At 68.8% G+C, this 13,697-nt stretch carries 14 protein-coding genes; 6 read left to right on the forward strand and 8 right to left on the reverse strand.

Going from position 1 to position 13,697, the window contains the following annotated elements:
• The first annotated feature begins 23 nt into the window (after positions 1-23).
• The 3 genes from mscL to ASF65_RS00485 all read left to right on the forward strand — a co-directional run bounded on the left by mscL (position 24) and on the right by ASF65_RS00485 (position 2,860).
• Positions 24-482, forward strand: a complete 459-nt coding sequence (mscL, locus tag ASF65_RS00475; RefSeq protein WP_055883567.1) for a large conductance mechanosensitive channel protein MscL — start codon at positions 24-26, stop codon at positions 480-482.
• Between the two features lie 111 nt (positions 483-593).
• Positions 594-1,763 (forward strand): pyridoxal phosphate-dependent aminotransferase, encoded by a 1,170-nt coding sequence (locus ASF65_RS00480; protein WP_055883569.1) that lies wholly within the window; start codon positions 594-596, stop codon positions 1,761-1,763.
• Positions 1,760-2,860 (forward strand): AbrB family transcriptional regulator, encoded by a 1,101-nt coding sequence (locus ASF65_RS00485; RefSeq protein WP_055883572.1) that lies wholly within the window; start codon positions 1,760-1,762, stop codon positions 2,858-2,860. The genes ASF65_RS00480 and ASF65_RS00485 overlap by 4 nt, the downstream gene beginning before the upstream one ends.
• A 25-nt stretch (positions 2,861-2,885) precedes the next feature.
• On the opposite strand, the gene hemA is transcribed toward ASF65_RS00485, so the two are convergent.
• The 3 genes from hemA to ASF65_RS00495 form a co-directional block, all read right to left on the reverse strand.
• Entirely contained in the window at positions 2,886-4,163 is a 1,278-nt protein-coding gene (gene hemA / locus ASF65_RS00490; RefSeq protein ID WP_055884911.1) for a 5-aminolevulinate synthase, read from the reverse strand.
• A gap of 81 nt (positions 4,164-4,244) precedes the next feature.
• Positions 4,245-4,418 carry a hypothetical protein gene (locus ASF65_RS21740; RefSeq protein ID WP_200939986.1) on the reverse strand — a complete coding sequence of 58 codons (174 nt, stop codon included), beginning with the start codon at positions 4,416-4,418 and terminating at the stop codon, positions 4,245-4,247.
• Between the two features lie 9 nt (positions 4,419-4,427).
• Positions 4,428-5,360: an NAD-dependent epimerase/dehydratase family protein gene (locus ASF65_RS00495; RefSeq protein WP_055883576.1), complete on the reverse strand. Its 933-nt coding sequence runs from the start codon at positions 5,358-5,360 to the stop codon at positions 4,428-4,430.
• A gap of 51 nt (positions 5,361-5,411) precedes the next feature.
• Between ASF65_RS00495 and ASF65_RS00500 the strand changes: the two genes are divergently transcribed.
• Both ASF65_RS00500 and ASF65_RS00505 read left to right on the forward strand, forming a co-directional pair.
• Positions 5,412-5,975 carry a sugar transferase gene (locus ASF65_RS00500; protein ID WP_055883579.1) on the forward strand — a complete coding sequence of 188 codons (564 nt, stop codon included), beginning with the start codon at positions 5,412-5,414 and terminating at the stop codon, positions 5,973-5,975.
• Positions 5,953-6,654, forward strand: coding sequence for an endonuclease/exonuclease/phosphatase family protein (locus ASF65_RS00505; protein WP_055883582.1), 702 nt, complete (start codon positions 5,953-5,955; stop codon positions 6,652-6,654). Before ASF65_RS00500 ends, ASF65_RS00505 begins: the two co-directional genes overlap by 23 nt.
• On the opposite strand, the gene ASF65_RS00510 is transcribed toward ASF65_RS00505, so the two are convergent.
• From ASF65_RS00510 to ASF65_RS00520, 3 genes are read right to left on the reverse strand one after another with little or no spacing between them, the layout of a single operon-like run.
• Positions 6,651-7,421: an ABC transporter permease gene (locus ASF65_RS00510; RefSeq protein ID WP_348271162.1), complete on the reverse strand. Its 771-nt coding sequence runs from the start codon at positions 7,419-7,421 to the stop codon at positions 6,651-6,653. The two genes, ASF65_RS00505 and ASF65_RS00510, sit on opposite strands and share 4 nt — an antisense overlap.
• A 44-nt stretch (positions 7,422-7,465) precedes the next feature.
• Positions 7,466-8,413 (reverse strand): ABC transporter permease, encoded by a 948-nt coding sequence (locus ASF65_RS00515; protein ID WP_055883588.1) that lies wholly within the window; start codon positions 8,411-8,413, stop codon positions 7,466-7,468.
• Positions 8,414-8,427: 14 nt separating this feature from the next.
• Positions 8,428-9,900, reverse strand: coding sequence for an ABC transporter substrate-binding protein (locus ASF65_RS00520; RefSeq protein ID WP_244486536.1), 1,473 nt, complete (start codon positions 9,898-9,900; stop codon positions 8,428-8,430).
• A 218-nt stretch (positions 9,901-10,118) separates the two neighbouring features.
• On the opposite strand from ASF65_RS00520, the gene ASF65_RS00525 reads away from it, so the two are divergent.
• Entirely contained in the window at positions 10,119-11,255 is a 1,137-nt protein-coding gene (locus ASF65_RS00525) for a siderophore-interacting protein (RefSeq protein ID WP_055883593.1), read from the forward strand.
• A 3-nt stretch (positions 11,256-11,258) separates the two neighbouring features.
• On the opposite strand, the gene ASF65_RS00530 is transcribed toward ASF65_RS00525, so the two are convergent.
• Positions 11,259-12,293 carry an L-idonate 5-dehydrogenase gene (locus tag ASF65_RS00530; protein ID WP_055883596.1) on the reverse strand — a complete coding sequence of 345 codons (1,035 nt, stop codon included), beginning with the start codon at positions 12,291-12,293 and terminating at the stop codon, positions 11,259-11,261.
• Complete coding sequence (locus ASF65_RS00535; protein ID WP_055883599.1) at positions 12,290-13,696, reverse strand: TRAP transporter large permease; 1,407 nt, start codon at positions 13,694-13,696, stop codon at positions 12,290-12,292. The genes ASF65_RS00530 and ASF65_RS00535 overlap by 4 nt, the downstream gene beginning before the upstream one ends.
• Between the last annotated feature and the right edge of the window lies 1 nt (position 13,697).

The raw sequence follows: 13,697 nt of genomic DNA on the forward strand, positions 1-13,697 counted from the left end.
GAGTCGGGCGGAGGGGGTATGCCATGCTCAAGGAGTTTCGCGAGTTTGCCCTCAAGGGCAACATGGTCGATCTGGCGATCGGTATCATCATCGGCGCCGCGTTTTCCGGCCTGGTGAATTCGATCGTCGCCGATATCATCATGCCGATCGTTGGCCTCGTGACCGGCGGTGTCGACTTCTCCAATCAGTTCGTCGCGCTGAGTTCCAACGTCACGGCGACCAGTCTCGCGCAGGCGCGCGAGCAGGGCGCCGTCATCGCCTACGGCAACTTCCTGACGCTCGCGATCAACTTCGTGATCGTCGCCTTCGTGCTCTTCATGGTCGTCAAGGGCATGAACCGTCTGAAGCGCAAGGAAGAGGCCAAGCCCGCCGAGGCCAAGGAGGTGCCGCGCGAGGAGAAGCTCCTCGAGGAGATCCGCGATCTCCTCGCAGGTGGCCGCTCCTCCGTTCGTCCCGGACAGGTGCCGGGCGGCGACTTCTAGTGCGGCGATCGACGCGCCTTCGGGCTTGACGAAACCAGCGGAAAGACCGAGTCCCCGGGCTGAACGGGCCGCGCACCGATCGTGGCCCGCACCGCTATCCGGGACTGCCACATGAGCCATCTCCAGCGTCTGCGTCCGGCCGCGCTCGCCGCGCCTGAAAGCGGCATCGTCGCCGTCATCAATCATGCGCGCGGGCGCGACGGGCTGATCCCGCTCTGGGCCGGCGAAGGCGACCTCTCGACCCCCGCCTTCATCGCGGAGGCCGCCGCCGAAGCGCTGCGCTCCGGCGAGACCTTCTACACTTGGCAGCGCGGTATTCCCGAACTGAGACAGGCGATCGCCGCTTATACGGAGCGCCTCTACGCCCGCCCGACCTCGCCGGAGCGCATCTTCGTGACCGGCTCGGGAATGCACGCGATCCAGCTCGTGCTGACGGCGCTGGCAGGAGAGGGTGACGAGGTCGTCTTCGTCTCGCCTCTCTGGCCGAACTTCGCCGCAGCGGCCGGCATCACCGGCGCCCGCGCCGTGGAGGTGCCCCTCGACTGGACCGGCGAGGCGTGGTCGCTCGACCTCGACCGGGTGCGGGACGCCATCACCCCGCGCACCAAGGCGATCTTCGTCAACACGCCGAACAATCCGACCGGCTGGACCGCCGACGAGGGCACGATCCGCGCCATTCTGGGCCTCGCGCGGGACGCCGGGATCTTCGTGGTCGCCGACGAGATCTACAGCCGCTTCTTTTATGCGGGTACGCGCGCGCCGTCCTTCCACGACGCGATGACCGACGAGGACGCGCTGATCTTCGTCAATTCCTTCTCCAAGAACTGGGCGATGACCGGCTGGCGCGTCGGCTGGATCGAGGCGCCCGAGGCGTTCGGGCAGCTGATCGAGAACCTCGTCCAATACTCCAACTCGGGCGTCGCGGCCTTCATGCAGCGCGGCGCGGTCGCGGCGATCGAGCACGGCGAGCCCTTCATCGAAAGCCAGGTGACACGGGCCGCCGAGGCCCGGCGCATCTTCACGACGACGCTGGCAGCGACCAACCGCGTGTCGATCGCGCCGCCCGATGGCGCGTTCTACGCGTTCTTCGCCATCGACGGCGTGTCCGACGGAATGCAGGCTGCGCTCCGGATCGCGGACGAGGCGCTGGTCGGTCTGGCGCCCGGTGCCGCCTTCGCGCCGACGACGCAGGGGCATCTGCGCGCCTGCTTCCATCGACGTCTCGATCAGGTCCAGGAATCGGCCAATCGTCTTGCGGAGTGGATCGGGCGTCAGCCTTGAACGGGTTCGCGCAGGCGGCGCTGACGATCGCCATCGGCGCGGTCGGCGGCACGCTGGCAGCGGTCGCCGATCTGCCGGTCGCCTGGTTGCTCGGTGCCACCATGGCCGTCGTGATCGCGACGCTTTCCGGCCTCTCGCTGCGGGTGCCCGACCGCCTGCGCGACCTCACCTTCTTCATCCTCGGCATCCAGGCCGGCTCGGGCGTCACGCCCGAGGTCGTCGATCAGCTCGCGCTGTGGCCGCTGTCCTTCGCGATCCAGATGGTCGGGGTGGCGCTGATCGTCGTCGCGACCAAGGTCTTCCTGCAGCGCGTCTTCGGTTGGGATCGCGAAACCGCGCTCTTCGCTTCGCTGCCGGGTGCCATGTCCTTCGTGCTTGCGGCCGCCTCGGAAACGCGGGCCGACATGACGCGGATCGTGGTCGTCCAGTCGACGCGACTTCTTCTCCTCATCGGTGCGCTAACGCCGATGCTCGCATGGCTGGAGGGCGGCGACGTCATCGAAGGGGAGTTGCGTGGCGGGGTGATCGGCACGCCGCTGCAATACCTGATCCTCGGCGGTCTCTGCGCCCTGTGCGCCTGGATCGGCCTGCGAAGCCGCGTTCCCGGCGGACTGATCCTCGGCGCGCTGTTTGCGAGCGCCTTCCTGCATGGAACGGAGATCGCGCCCGTCGCCATCCCCACGTGGATTGCGATCCCCGCACTCGTCGTCCTCGGCTGCTCGATCGGCGCACGGCTGAAGCCGGAGCACCGCAACGCCATGCGCGAGCTGCTGACGGCGTCGCTCGGCGCCTTCGCCATCGGCCTCGGACTGTCGGGCCTCGCAGGCCTCGTGGCCTTCGCGATCCTCGGCATCGCCTTCGGAAAGATCGCGCTCGCCTACGCGCCGGGTGCTCTCGAGGCGCTGACGGTTCTGGCCTTTCAGTTCAACCTCGACCCGGCCTACGTCGCCGCCCACCATGTCGTGCGCTTCGTCGGCCTCGCCCTGATCGTGCCGGTCCTCGCGCGTCGCCTTCCGCGTTCGCGAACGGAAGAAAGCGTGGTGCGCAAGGAAGCGGCGCCCGGCTCGGCCGCTCACGACAGCGAGGACGCCGCCTGACCGGCGGTCGTCCGCCGACGTCCGCTCAGCCGCCGGCCTTCGCCAGCACCAGCGCCGGGGCCGGATCTTCGACCGGCGTCTCCACTGGCCGCTGCGAGGCGAAGGGGATGCCGAGCGCGGTCCAAGTCTCGACGAGGGCCGCGCGCAGGCCCGCCACGAGGGCGTCGTCGTGCAGCGGGGTCGGCGTGATGCGCAGCCGCTCGGTGCCGCGCGGCACCGTCGGGTAGTTGATCGGCTGGATGTAGATGCCGTGCCGGTCGAGCAGTCGATCGCTCGCCTGCTTGCACAGTTCGGGATCGCCGACGAGAAGCGGCACGATATGCGTGTCCGACGGCATGACCGGCAGATCCGCACTCGTCAGTTCGCGCTTCACCTCGGCCACCTGGCGCTGCTGTCCCGCGCGCTCGGCGCCGGACTGCTTGAGATGCCGGATCGAGGCCGCCGCCGCGGCGGCAAGTGCCGGGGGCAGGGCTGTCGTGAAGATGAAGCCCGGCGCATAGGAGCGCACCGCGTCGACGAGCGCGCGCGAGCCGGCGATGTAGCCGCCGAGCACGCCGAAGGCCTTGGCCAGCGTGCCCTCGATCACGTCGAGCCGATGTGCCACGCCGTCCCGGTCCGTGATGCCGCCGCCACGCGGCCCGTACATGCCGACCGCATGGACCTCGTCGATGTATGTCATCGCGTTGTAGCGCTCGGCGAGGTCGCAGATCGCGGCGATCGGCGCCACGTCGCCGTCCATCGAATAGACGCTCTCGAAGACGATCAGCTTCGCCCGCTCGGGATCGGCTGCTTTCAGCAGTTCCTCGAGATGCGCGACGTCGTTGTGGCGGAACACCTGCTTGCGGCAGCCTGACCGCCGGACGCCCTCGATCATCGACGAGTGGTTCAACTCGTCCGACAGGATCAGGCAGTCGGGCAGGAGCTTGGCGATGGTCGAGATCGACGCGTCGTTGGAGACGAAACCGGAGGTGAAGACGAGCGCCGCCTCCTTGCCGTGCAGGTCGGCGAGCTCGGCCTCGAGCTCGACCAGCGGATGGCTGGTGCCCGAGATGTTGCGCGTGCCGCCGGCGCCCGATCCCATCGAGGTGACGGCGCCGCGCATCGCATCGACCACGGCGGGATGCTGGCCCATGCCGAGATAGTCGTTCGAGCACCACACGGTGATCTCGCGAGCCTTGCCCTCGTGGCGCCAGACGGCGGCCGGAAAGCGACCGGCGATCCGCTCGAGATCGGCGAAGACGCGGTAGCGGCGTTCTGCGTGGAGGGCCTCGATCGCGGATGCGAAGTGGGACTGGTAGTCGATCATCCGGAACTCCTTCGTGAGAAGGGTTCTAAATTCGGCCCTCCCTGAAGTCCACCCGGACAGAATGTCCAAGCGCTTGCGTCAGACGGCGCTCTCGTCCGGTCGGTCCGCGTGCTCGTCCGATGGCTCGTCGTCGGTCGGCGCCTCCGCCCGGCCGCGCGCCTGTTCCTTGCGCCGGCGCAGGTTCTCGCGCAGCGTTTCCTCCAGCCGCTTCTGCCGCTTCAGCTTGGCCGGGTCGATCGGGGCGTGAGTCATGATCGAGCCCTATCGCCGCTTGCCGCGGCGCTTCAGGTGCAGGTCGCGCAGCATTCGGCGCAACCCGTCCTCGGTGGTCTCCGGCGGATGCCAGTCGGCTGCGGTCCGAAAGGCCGTGTCGTCGACCACCAGCGAGCCGAAGACGTGCTCGTACTGTTGGCGGCGTCCGGCGAGGCTGGCGATGCGCGCCAGCGTGTGCGTCGGCAGCGAGAACAGGCGCGGGGAGCGTCCCATCTCCTGCCGCGCGAAGGCGACCATCTCACCGAGGCTCCAGGGCTCCCCGTCGCAGACGAGGAACGTGCCCCCGGCCGTTCCCGGCGCCGTCGCTGCCAGCGTCAGGGCATCCACGGCGTTGGCGATCGACAGAAGGCTGCGGCTGGCGCTCGGGGCGGCGAGGGGCAGAGGAATGGGCAGGCTGGACACCCGCAGCAGCGCAGCGACGCCGCCGCGCCCGCCGGGCCCGTAGACCGGCGGCAGGCGCAGGACGACGCCGTCCGTCTGCGACCCTTCCAGCCCCTGCCACAGCGCGGTTTCGCCCGCCAGCTTCGACGCGGCGTAGGCATTCTGCGGCTGTTCGGGCGCGCTCTCGTCGAACGGTTCCGAGGTCAGCGGGTGCACGAGGTTGGTCGAAGCATAGACGACGCGTGGAACGCCCCGCCGTGCGGCCGCCTCCGCCAACGCTTTCGTCGCCGAGACGTTGGCCGCCATCAGCGCTGCGTCGTCGCTCGCGGCCGCGTCGCCGCGCGCCGGATTGAGGGCGGCAAGGTGGATCACCGCGTCCAGCCGGCTCGGCCAGCCCGCCCATGCGTCGATCTCGCGGAGGTCGCCCGGAACGCCGTCGCGCCCCCGCGACACGGCGACCGCGTCGTCGCCGTGTTCGACGAGATGGGCGACGAGGTGCCGGCCGATGAAGCCGGAGGCCCCGGTCACGAGAATGCGCACGTCGGATTGTCCCCACTTGCTCTGGCCGCGTTTTCGCGGCACTCGCCTCCCATGAAGCGTGTGTTCGACATTCTGGCAAGCGCCGCCGGCCTGATCGTGTTCGGTCCGGTGATCCTGATCCTCGCCGCGCTGGTGCGCCGCGACAGTCCGGGGCCCGGAATTTTCGCGCAGGAAAGGGTGGGCCGAGGCGAGCGGCCCTTCACCTGCTACAAGCTGCGCACGATGCGCCAGGGCACGGTTTCCGCGGCTTCGCACGATACCCCGGTCTCGGCGGTGACCCCTCTGGGCGCCACGTTGCGCAAGTGGAAGCTCGATGAGCTTCCGCAGCTATGGAACGTCTTCAAGGGGGAGATGAGCTTCGTCGGGCCGCGGCCGTCGCTTCCGGTCCAGAGCGACGTCATCTCCGCACGCCGAGCCCAGGGGGTGTTCGCCCTGCGTCCAGGAATCACGGGGCTCGCGCAGGTCCACGACATCGACATGTCGCAACCGGAGCGGCTGGCCGAGGCGGACGCCCGCTATCTCGCGACGCGAAGCTTTCTCGGCGACATCCTTCTTATCTTTCAGACGATCACGGGAAAAGGGCGCGGAGACCGTGTCGGCACCGGACAGACCTGACGTCCTGCGCATCGCGACCTGGAACCTTCATGGTTTCGTCGGGGAAGGGCGGCGGCCCGACCCCGAGCGGTCCTTTCGCGTCATCGAACGTTTCTCGGCGGATATCGTCGCCCTTCAGGAGGTCGACGGACGCACCCATCTTCGGCGCCTTCCCCGAGCGTTCGAGCAGGTTCGCGAGACGCTGGGCGGCCATCTGGCGGAAACGCGGCTCTTCGGGCCGCCGGGGCGCGAATACGGTCATGCGCTGTGGTCGCGCCATCCGTTCGAGCGCGTGGCCCTGCACCCGCTGCCGGGTCCGGGAATGGAGCCGCGAGGGGTCATCGAGGCGGTGGTCGCGACCCCGCTCGGCCCCTTGCGCGTCCTGGCCGCCCATTTCGGGCTCGATCCGCGGGCCCGCCCGCGACAGGGCGCCTTCGTCGCGTCGCTCGTGAAGGGCGACATGCCGACCGTCGCGCTCGGCGACTTCAACGAGTGGCGACGCTCCGGCCCGGTTCATGGCGCGCTGAAGGCGGCGCTCCCCGTTCACCGGCCGATGCCGACCTGGCCGGTCGGTCGACCCTTCGCCTGTCTCGACCGCCTTTATGCATCGCAGACTGTCACGCTCCGCTCGATCGAGGCGGTGCGGGCGGCCGCACCTGCGTCCGATCACCTGCCGCTGGTGGCCGACATCGCCTTCTAGCGTCTGCGCGGGTCCAGCCGGTCGCGCAGGCCATCGCCGATGAGGTTGAAGCCGAGGACCGCCAGCGCGATCGTGCAGCCGGGCGCCAGCGCCAGCCAAGGCGCCGATCCCATGTAGGTCTGTGCGTCGGCCAGCATCCGCCCCCAGGACGGCGCGGGGGGCGGCCGGCCGAGGCCGAGATAGCCGAGGCCCGCCTCTGTGAGGATCGCCAGCCCCATCTGCAGGGAAATCTGGATCGCCAGGGCGCCCGCGATGTTCGGCAGGACATGGTGCCGGGCGATGGCCGGCCCGCTGCGACCGAGCGCGCGAGCCGCCGCGACGAAATCGCGAGCCAGGACCGATGCGGTCGTCGAGCGCGTCACCCGCGCGAAGACCGGAAGGGTGAACAGCGCGATCGCAGTCGTCGCGCTCCAGAAGCCGGTGCCGAGCGCGGCGGCGAGCATCATCGCCGACAGGAGCGGCGGAAAGGCGAAGAGCACGTCCGCCCCCCGCATCAGCGCCGACCCGGTGCGCCCGCCCGTCTCGGCCGCGATCAGGCCGACCGCAGCGCCGAGGATTGCGGCGATCAGGATGGCGGTGGCTGCCGTTGCAAGGCTGTTGCCGGCGCCGAGCATGAGAAGCGACAGGACATCGCGGCCGAGCTGGTCCGTCCCGAGAAGGCCGCCGGCAAGCGGCGCTTCGAGGCGCTCGCCGAGACGCAGGCGAAACGGCGCGGCGGACGGTGTCCAGAACGGCGCGACGAGCGCCGCCGCGACAAGCGGCGCCACGATCGCGAGGCCTGACGCAATGCGCAGGTTCCTCCGATCCGGCATCAGGTCGCCGATCGCGTGCGCGGGTCCACCCAGACCTGCACGAGGTCGACGACGGCGTTCACCGCCACCACCATTCCGGCCAGAAGCAGCGCAACGGCCTGCATCGTCACGAGATCGCGCTGAGCGAGCGCCTGATAGGCGAGCTGTCCGAGCCCCGGCAGGGCGAAGACGTTTTCGACCAGGACCGCGCCGGCAACGAGATAGGCGAACTGAAAGCCGACGATGGTGAGGATCGCGGGCAGCGCGTTCGGCACGCCATGCCGCAGGAGCGCCTGCGTCTCGGACAGGCCCTTGGCGCGGGCGGTCCGCAGGAAATCCTCATTCGCCGTGTCCATCAGGGCGCCGCGCGCGACGCGGCAGAGAACGGCAGCCTGCGGTATGGCGAGGGCGGCGGCCGGCATGACCAGCGATCGCAGGGCAGGGCCCGCGCCCGCATCCCATCCGGGAAAGCCGCCGCCCGGCATCCAGCCGAGCGTTGCGGAAAAAACGAGGATCAGAAGGAGGCCGATCCAAAAGTTCGGCACCGCCATGCCGCCCTGCGCGAAGACGACCGCGAACCGATCCGCCCGGCCGCCCGGACGGCGCGCGGCGAAGAAGCCGGTCGACAGGCCGAGCGCCAGCGCCAACGCCAACGACAGGAAGGCGAGCGGCAGCGTGATCGCCATGCGCTGGGCGATCAGGCCGGAGACCGGCATCCCGTAGGTCAGCGAACGTCCGAAGTCCCCCGTCGCGGCACCGCCAAGCCAGGAGAGCCACCGCACGAGGACCGGCCGGTCGAGCCCGAGCTCGGCCCGCAGCGCCGCCAGCGTGTCCGGTCGCGCCGAAGTGCCGAGCATGACCGCGGCCGGATCTCCCGGCAGAAGATCGAACACGACGAAAACGACCAGCGAAACGACGACGAGAAGGGCGACGAAGCTCGCCAGTCGCCGGAGGAGGAGGCTCGGCAAGGCGAAGCGTCAGCTCACTGCGTCCAGCGGACGTCTGTGAGGTCGTTGGAGGGGATCGGCTCGTTGGTCCAAAGGCCGGTCAATCGCTTGTCCCACAGCCCGAGCTTGGGCATCACGAAGAGGTAGAGGGCGGGCAGGTCCTGCGCGAGGATCTCCTGCGCGCGGCCGTAATGCGCCAGCCGCGCGGCCTCGTCCGTCGCACGCTCGGCCTCGTGGTTGGCCTCGTTGAAGGCGTCGCTCTGGTAGCCGAAGTAGTAGTTCGGGCGGGCGTAGATGCCGATGTCGAGCGGTTCGGCATGGGCGACGATCGTCATGTCGAAGTCGTGGCCCTTCAGCACCTGATCGACCCAGACCGCCGGAAACTCGGTCGGCACGATCTCGACGGTCACGCCGATTTCGGCAAGGAGGGCCTGCAGCACCTCGGAGGAGCGCGTCGCGTAGGACATCTGTGGCACGCGGATCGTGGTCTTGAACCCATCGGGATAGCCGGCCTCCGCCAGCAGCGCCTTGGCGGCGTTTGGGTCGTAGGGCGCCACGCCGGTCAGGTCGCGATAGCCCGGGTCGTTCGGCGTGTAGTGACTGCCGATCGGCTGGCCGAACCCGTTCATCGCGGCCTCCACGAGCCCCGCCCGGTCGACCGCCATCATCAGCGCGCGGCGTACCCGCGGATCGTCGAAGGGCTTGCGCCGGGCATTCATGCCGGCGACGACCTTCAGCTCGGTGTTGCCGACGACGCTCGCGAGGCGCGCGTCGCCTTCGAAGCTCTTGTAGAGTTCGGTCGCGATGAACTCGGGGATCGCGTCGACATCGCCGGAACGGATCGCCGTCGCCTGCGCCTGCGGGTCGGCGATGAAGCGGAACTCGGCACTCGCCAGCGCCGGACGGTTCGCCTCGTCCCAGTAGCGCTCCGCGCGCTCCAGCCGCACACGATCGCCCGGCCGCCACTCGGCGAAGCGGAACGGGCCCGTGCCGACCGGCTGCGAGCGGTTGGTCTCGGCCGAACCCGGCTCGACCATGACCGAGGCGGGCCAAGCCAGCCAGTAGAGAAGGTTGGCGGACGGCTCCTTCAACCGCAGCACGAGCGTCGCGGCGTCGGGCGTCTCGATGCTGTCGATGACCTGGAAGAACTGCTTCTGGGGATTGGTCGACGTCTCGCCGCGCGCCCGGTCGAGAGTGAACTTCGCGGTACTGGAATCGAAGCGCACGCCGTTGTGGAAGGTCACGTTCTCGCGAAGGCGGAACGTGATCGTCCGGCTATCGTCGGACATCGTCCAGCCGGTCGCGAGCTGGGGCAGGACCTTTCCGTCCGCGTCGATGCGGGTCAGCCCCTCGAAGACGTTCTGCCAGACGACCTGTCCGATAGCCACGGGCGCGGCGATGGTCGGGTCGAGACCGGCAGGCTCGATGCTCATCCCGAGGCGGATCGAATCGCGCGGCTCCGCCGATGCGGCGCTCGCGATGCCAAGCAGCATCACTGCGCCGGCCATGAGGGTCAGGAGACGGGACGAGAACATCGGCATGTCTGTAGGTCTCCCCTCCACGACGCACACGGCGCCGTTCGAGCTCTTCGCAGCGGCGGCCATAGGCATCATAAGCCCCCGCGAAAGTCGAGAGTGCGATGCGAAGAAACCGTCGTCCCCAGCCCGCTTAAACTTGACTATTGAAGTCAACAAATCGTAGGCCGGATCATCGAAGGAGAGCCGGCATGGACCAGATCGACACAAGCGCTTCGCCCGTTCCGGCGACGGATCAGTCGCGGCGGCTGACCGCGCGTCTGACCGCCCCCGTCTCCGACCGCGAGGCGTTTCTCGGTCATCTTCTGGAGCATCTCGACGAGGACTGGTTGGGGCCGATCGATCCAGACAATGAAACGTGTCTCACGGTCTACGATTGCGAGACCCGGTTGCGCTTTTCCGGCGAGGTCCTGTCGGTCGTCGTGAACGGGCAGGAGGCCGGGCAGCACGGCGTCGCCAAGGGCGTCATCGCCTACTATCTCCAGCACATCCTCGGCGACGCCTGCCCGCCGCTCGTCTGGAGCGGCGACGGGGCCGACACGAGGGAACTTGCTCACTTCCGCGAGATGCGCGTCGTCTCGGCCCATCAGGTGACGCCGCACATGCGGCGTGTCCGCCTGGCGGGCCGCTACCTGGCGCGATTTGCGACCGGCGGCCTCCACGTGCGGCTCCTGTTTCCGCCGAAGGGGCGCGCGCCGGTCTGGCCTCACGCCGGTCCCGCCGCGCTGCCCGTCTGGCCGCAAGGCGAGGACGAACTCGTCACCCGCGTCTACACGATCCGCCGCATCGATCCGGCCGCCGGCCATCTCGATATCGACGTCGTCCTCCACGATCCGCCCGGCGCCGGCTGCCGGTGGTCGCGCGAGGCCGCGCCCGGCGATCCCGTCGGCCTGCTGGGTCCGGGCGGCGGCGAGGTCGGCGAGGCCGAGCGATATCTACTTCTTGGCGACGAGACGGCGCTGCCCGCGATCGCGCGCACGCTGGAGGAGATGCCCGCAAACGCGACCGGGCAAGCCATCATCGAGGTGGACGGACCTGCCGACGAGCAGGCGCTTGTCCATCCCCCAAGCATGACCCTGCGCTGGCTGCATCGCAACGGCGCCCCGGCCGGCACCACGACGCTGCTGCAGGACGCGGCCCGATCCGCCGTCGCGGCCGGCGAGCCTGTGCCCTTCGTCTGGGCGGGATGCGAGTTCGAGGCCTTCAAGGCCATCCGCCGCTTCTGCCGCAAGGATCTCGGGCTGAAGAAGAACCAGCACCTCGTCGTCGCCTACTGGCGGCGGGGTCGCCGGCAGGACGACGAGCCCGCCGGCGACGACGAGGGTTGAGGCTCAGGCCGTCAGGACGACCTTGACGCTCTGGCTGCGATCGAGCGCCAGGCGGAAAGCATCCGGCGCATCGGTCAGCGGCCGGCGCGCGGTGACGATCGACAGGACGTCGACCTTGCCCTCGGAGATCAGACCGACCGCTTCGGCAAACTCCACGTCGAAGCGGAACGAGCCGAGAAGGTCGAGTTCCTTCGACATGACCGAGTTCGCGGGGATCGGCAGCGGTCCCGCGGCGAGGTTGCCCACCTGGACCACTATGCCGCCGCGGCGCACGTTCTGGATCGCCGAGGACAGGCCTGCCGGCGTGCCGGATACCTCGAACACGACGTCTGGCGGCGTGATCTTCGAGAAGCCCTCGTCATCCTTCGACAGGTCGATCACCTCGTCGGCGCCGAGCTTGGTCGCGAAGGCAAGCGGGGCGGCCGCCATGTCGACGACGGTGAGTCGGCCGGCCCCCTTCAGACGGGCCGACAGGAGCGTGAAGAGGCCGATCGGTCCCGCGCCGACAATCGCGACCGACTTACCCGTCAGATCGCCCGCACGCTTCACGGCATGAAGGCAGACCGCCAGCGGCTCGGCCAGCGCGGCGGCCTCGATCGCGACGTGGTCCGGCACCGGCACACACTGGCCGGGCGTCGTATCGAAGAAGCTGGAAAAGCCGCCCTGCATATGCGGGTTCTTCGAGGCGGAGCCCATGAAGAAGACGTTTTCGCAGAGATTCGCCCGTCCTTCGCGGCAGCGGGGGCAATGGCCGCAGGGACGGAACGGGTTCACCGCGACGCGCGTGCCCGGCTGGAGACCGGTCACCTCGGAGCCCACGGCCTCGACCACGCCGGAAATCTCGTGGCCGAGCACCAGCGGCTCGCGCACGACGTAGTCGCCCGTCTTGCCGTGGCGGAAGTAGTGCATGTCCGAGCCGCAGATGCCGCCGGCACCGAAGCGGATACGAACGAGGCCGGGGGCGAGATCCCCGAGGTCGCGGTCCACGACCCGAAGGTCCTCTGCGCTGAAGATGGTCGCTGCGCGCGCGGTCGTCATTGGATCAGTCCCATCTGAGTCGGAAGCCAGAGCGTTACTATGGGGAAGAAGGTGATGACCAGAAGGGCGAGGAACAATGGCACCAGCCAGGGCAGGATCGCCATCGTCGTTCGCTCGACCGAGAGCTTGGCCACCCGCGACAGGACGAAGAGCACCATGCCGAGCGGCGGGTGGAGAAGGCCGATCATCAGGTTCAGCGTCAGGATCAGCCCGAAATGCACGGGGTCGATGCCGAGGCGCAGCGCGATCGGCAAGAGGATCGGCACGACGATGGTGATCGCGGCGATCGTGTCGAGGAAGCAGCCGACGACGAGGAGCAGGATGTTGACGAGGATCAGGAAGACGACCGGGTTGTCGGTGATCGACAGGATCGCATCGGACATCAGCTGCGCCGCCTGACTGACGGTGAGGAGCCAGGCGAAGACCGACGCCGCGGTCACGATGAAGAGCACCGAGGCCGTCGTCTCGATCGTGTCGAAGCTCGCCTTGGCCAGCGTGCGGAAGGTCATCGTGCGGTAGCGCACGAGGCCGAGGAACAGCGACCAGATCACCGCCGCGACGGCGGCTTCCGTCGGCGTGAACCAACCCATGGTCATGCCGCCGATCAGGATGACCGGGGTCATCAGCGCCATCACGGCCGAGAAGTCGTAGTACCAGTCGAGTGCCACCAGTGCGGCGAGCGCGATCAGCACCGAGAGGTTGAGCGACAGGCCGAGGTGCACGAGCACGTAGACCGAGATCGGGAAGCTCGCGACGACGAGGATCTCGATCGAGGCCGACAGGAGCCGGCGCATCTCGAAGGGCGTGTCGGCGCCCCAGCCCTTGCGGTAGGCGAAGACCGCGACCGTCAGCATCATCAGGACGGTCATCACGACGCCCGGGATGATGCCGGCCATGAACAGCGCGCCGATCGAGACATTGGCCATCATGCCGTAGATCACGAAGGGCAGGGACGGCGGGAAGATCGGCCCGAGCGTCGCCGAGGCGGCGGTGACGCCGACGGCGGCCTCGACGGGATAGCCGTGGTCCTTCATCGCCTTGATCTCGATGGTGCCGATGCCTGCGGCATCCGCCAACGCGGTGCCCGACATGCCCGAGAAGATCACCGAGCCGATGATGTTGACCTGCGCGAGGCCGCCCTTCATCCAGCCGACAAGCGCCACAGCGAAGGCGTAGATGCGGCCGGTGACGCCGGCGATGTTCATCAGGTTGCCGGCGAGGATGAAGAAGGGGACCGCCAGCAGCGGAAAGCTCTCGACGCCGGCCATCATCCGCTGCGCGATGATGATGTCCGGGGCGACGCCGTAGACGGCGAGGTAGAGGCCCGAGGCGACGAACATCGAGACGGCGACGGGAACGCCCACCACCATGAGGACCAGGAAGGCTCCGATCAGCACGAACATG

This window comes from Aureimonas sp. Leaf324, from assembly GCF_001423245.1.
Lineage (GTDB): Bacteria > Pseudomonadota > Alphaproteobacteria > Rhizobiales > Rhizobiaceae > Aureimonas.

Excerpts from the sequence above, each read along its gene's own strand:
- ASF65_RS00535 (WP_055883599.1), bottom strand. The coding sequence starts at position 13,696 with ATGTTCGTGCTGATCGGAGCCTTCCTGGTCCTCATGGTGGTGGGCGTT.
- mscL (WP_055883567.1), top strand. The coding sequence starts at position 24 with ATGCTCAAGGAGTTTCGCGAGTTTGCCCTCAAGGGCAACATGGTCGAT.
- ASF65_RS21740 (WP_200939986.1), bottom strand. The coding sequence starts at position 4,418 with ATGACTCACGCCCCGATCGACCCGGCCAAGCTGAAGCGGCAGAAGCGG.
- ASF65_RS00500 (WP_055883579.1), top strand. The coding sequence starts at position 5,412 with ATGAAGCGTGTGTTCGACATTCTGGCAAGCGCCGCCGGCCTGATCGTG.
- ASF65_RS00520 (WP_244486536.1), bottom strand. The coding sequence starts at position 9,900 with ATGGCCGGCGCAGTGATGCTGCTTGGCATCGCGAGCGCCGCATCGGCG.
- ASF65_RS00530 (WP_055883596.1), bottom strand. The coding sequence starts at position 12,293 with ATGACGACCGCGCGCGCAGCGACCATCTTCAGCGCAGAGGACCTTCGG.
- ASF65_RS00480 (WP_055883569.1), top strand. The coding sequence starts at position 594 with ATGAGCCATCTCCAGCGTCTGCGTCCGGCCGCGCTCGCCGCGCCTGAA.
- ASF65_RS00525 (WP_055883593.1), top strand. The coding sequence starts at position 10,119 with ATGGACCAGATCGACACAAGCGCTTCGCCCGTTCCGGCGACGGATCAG.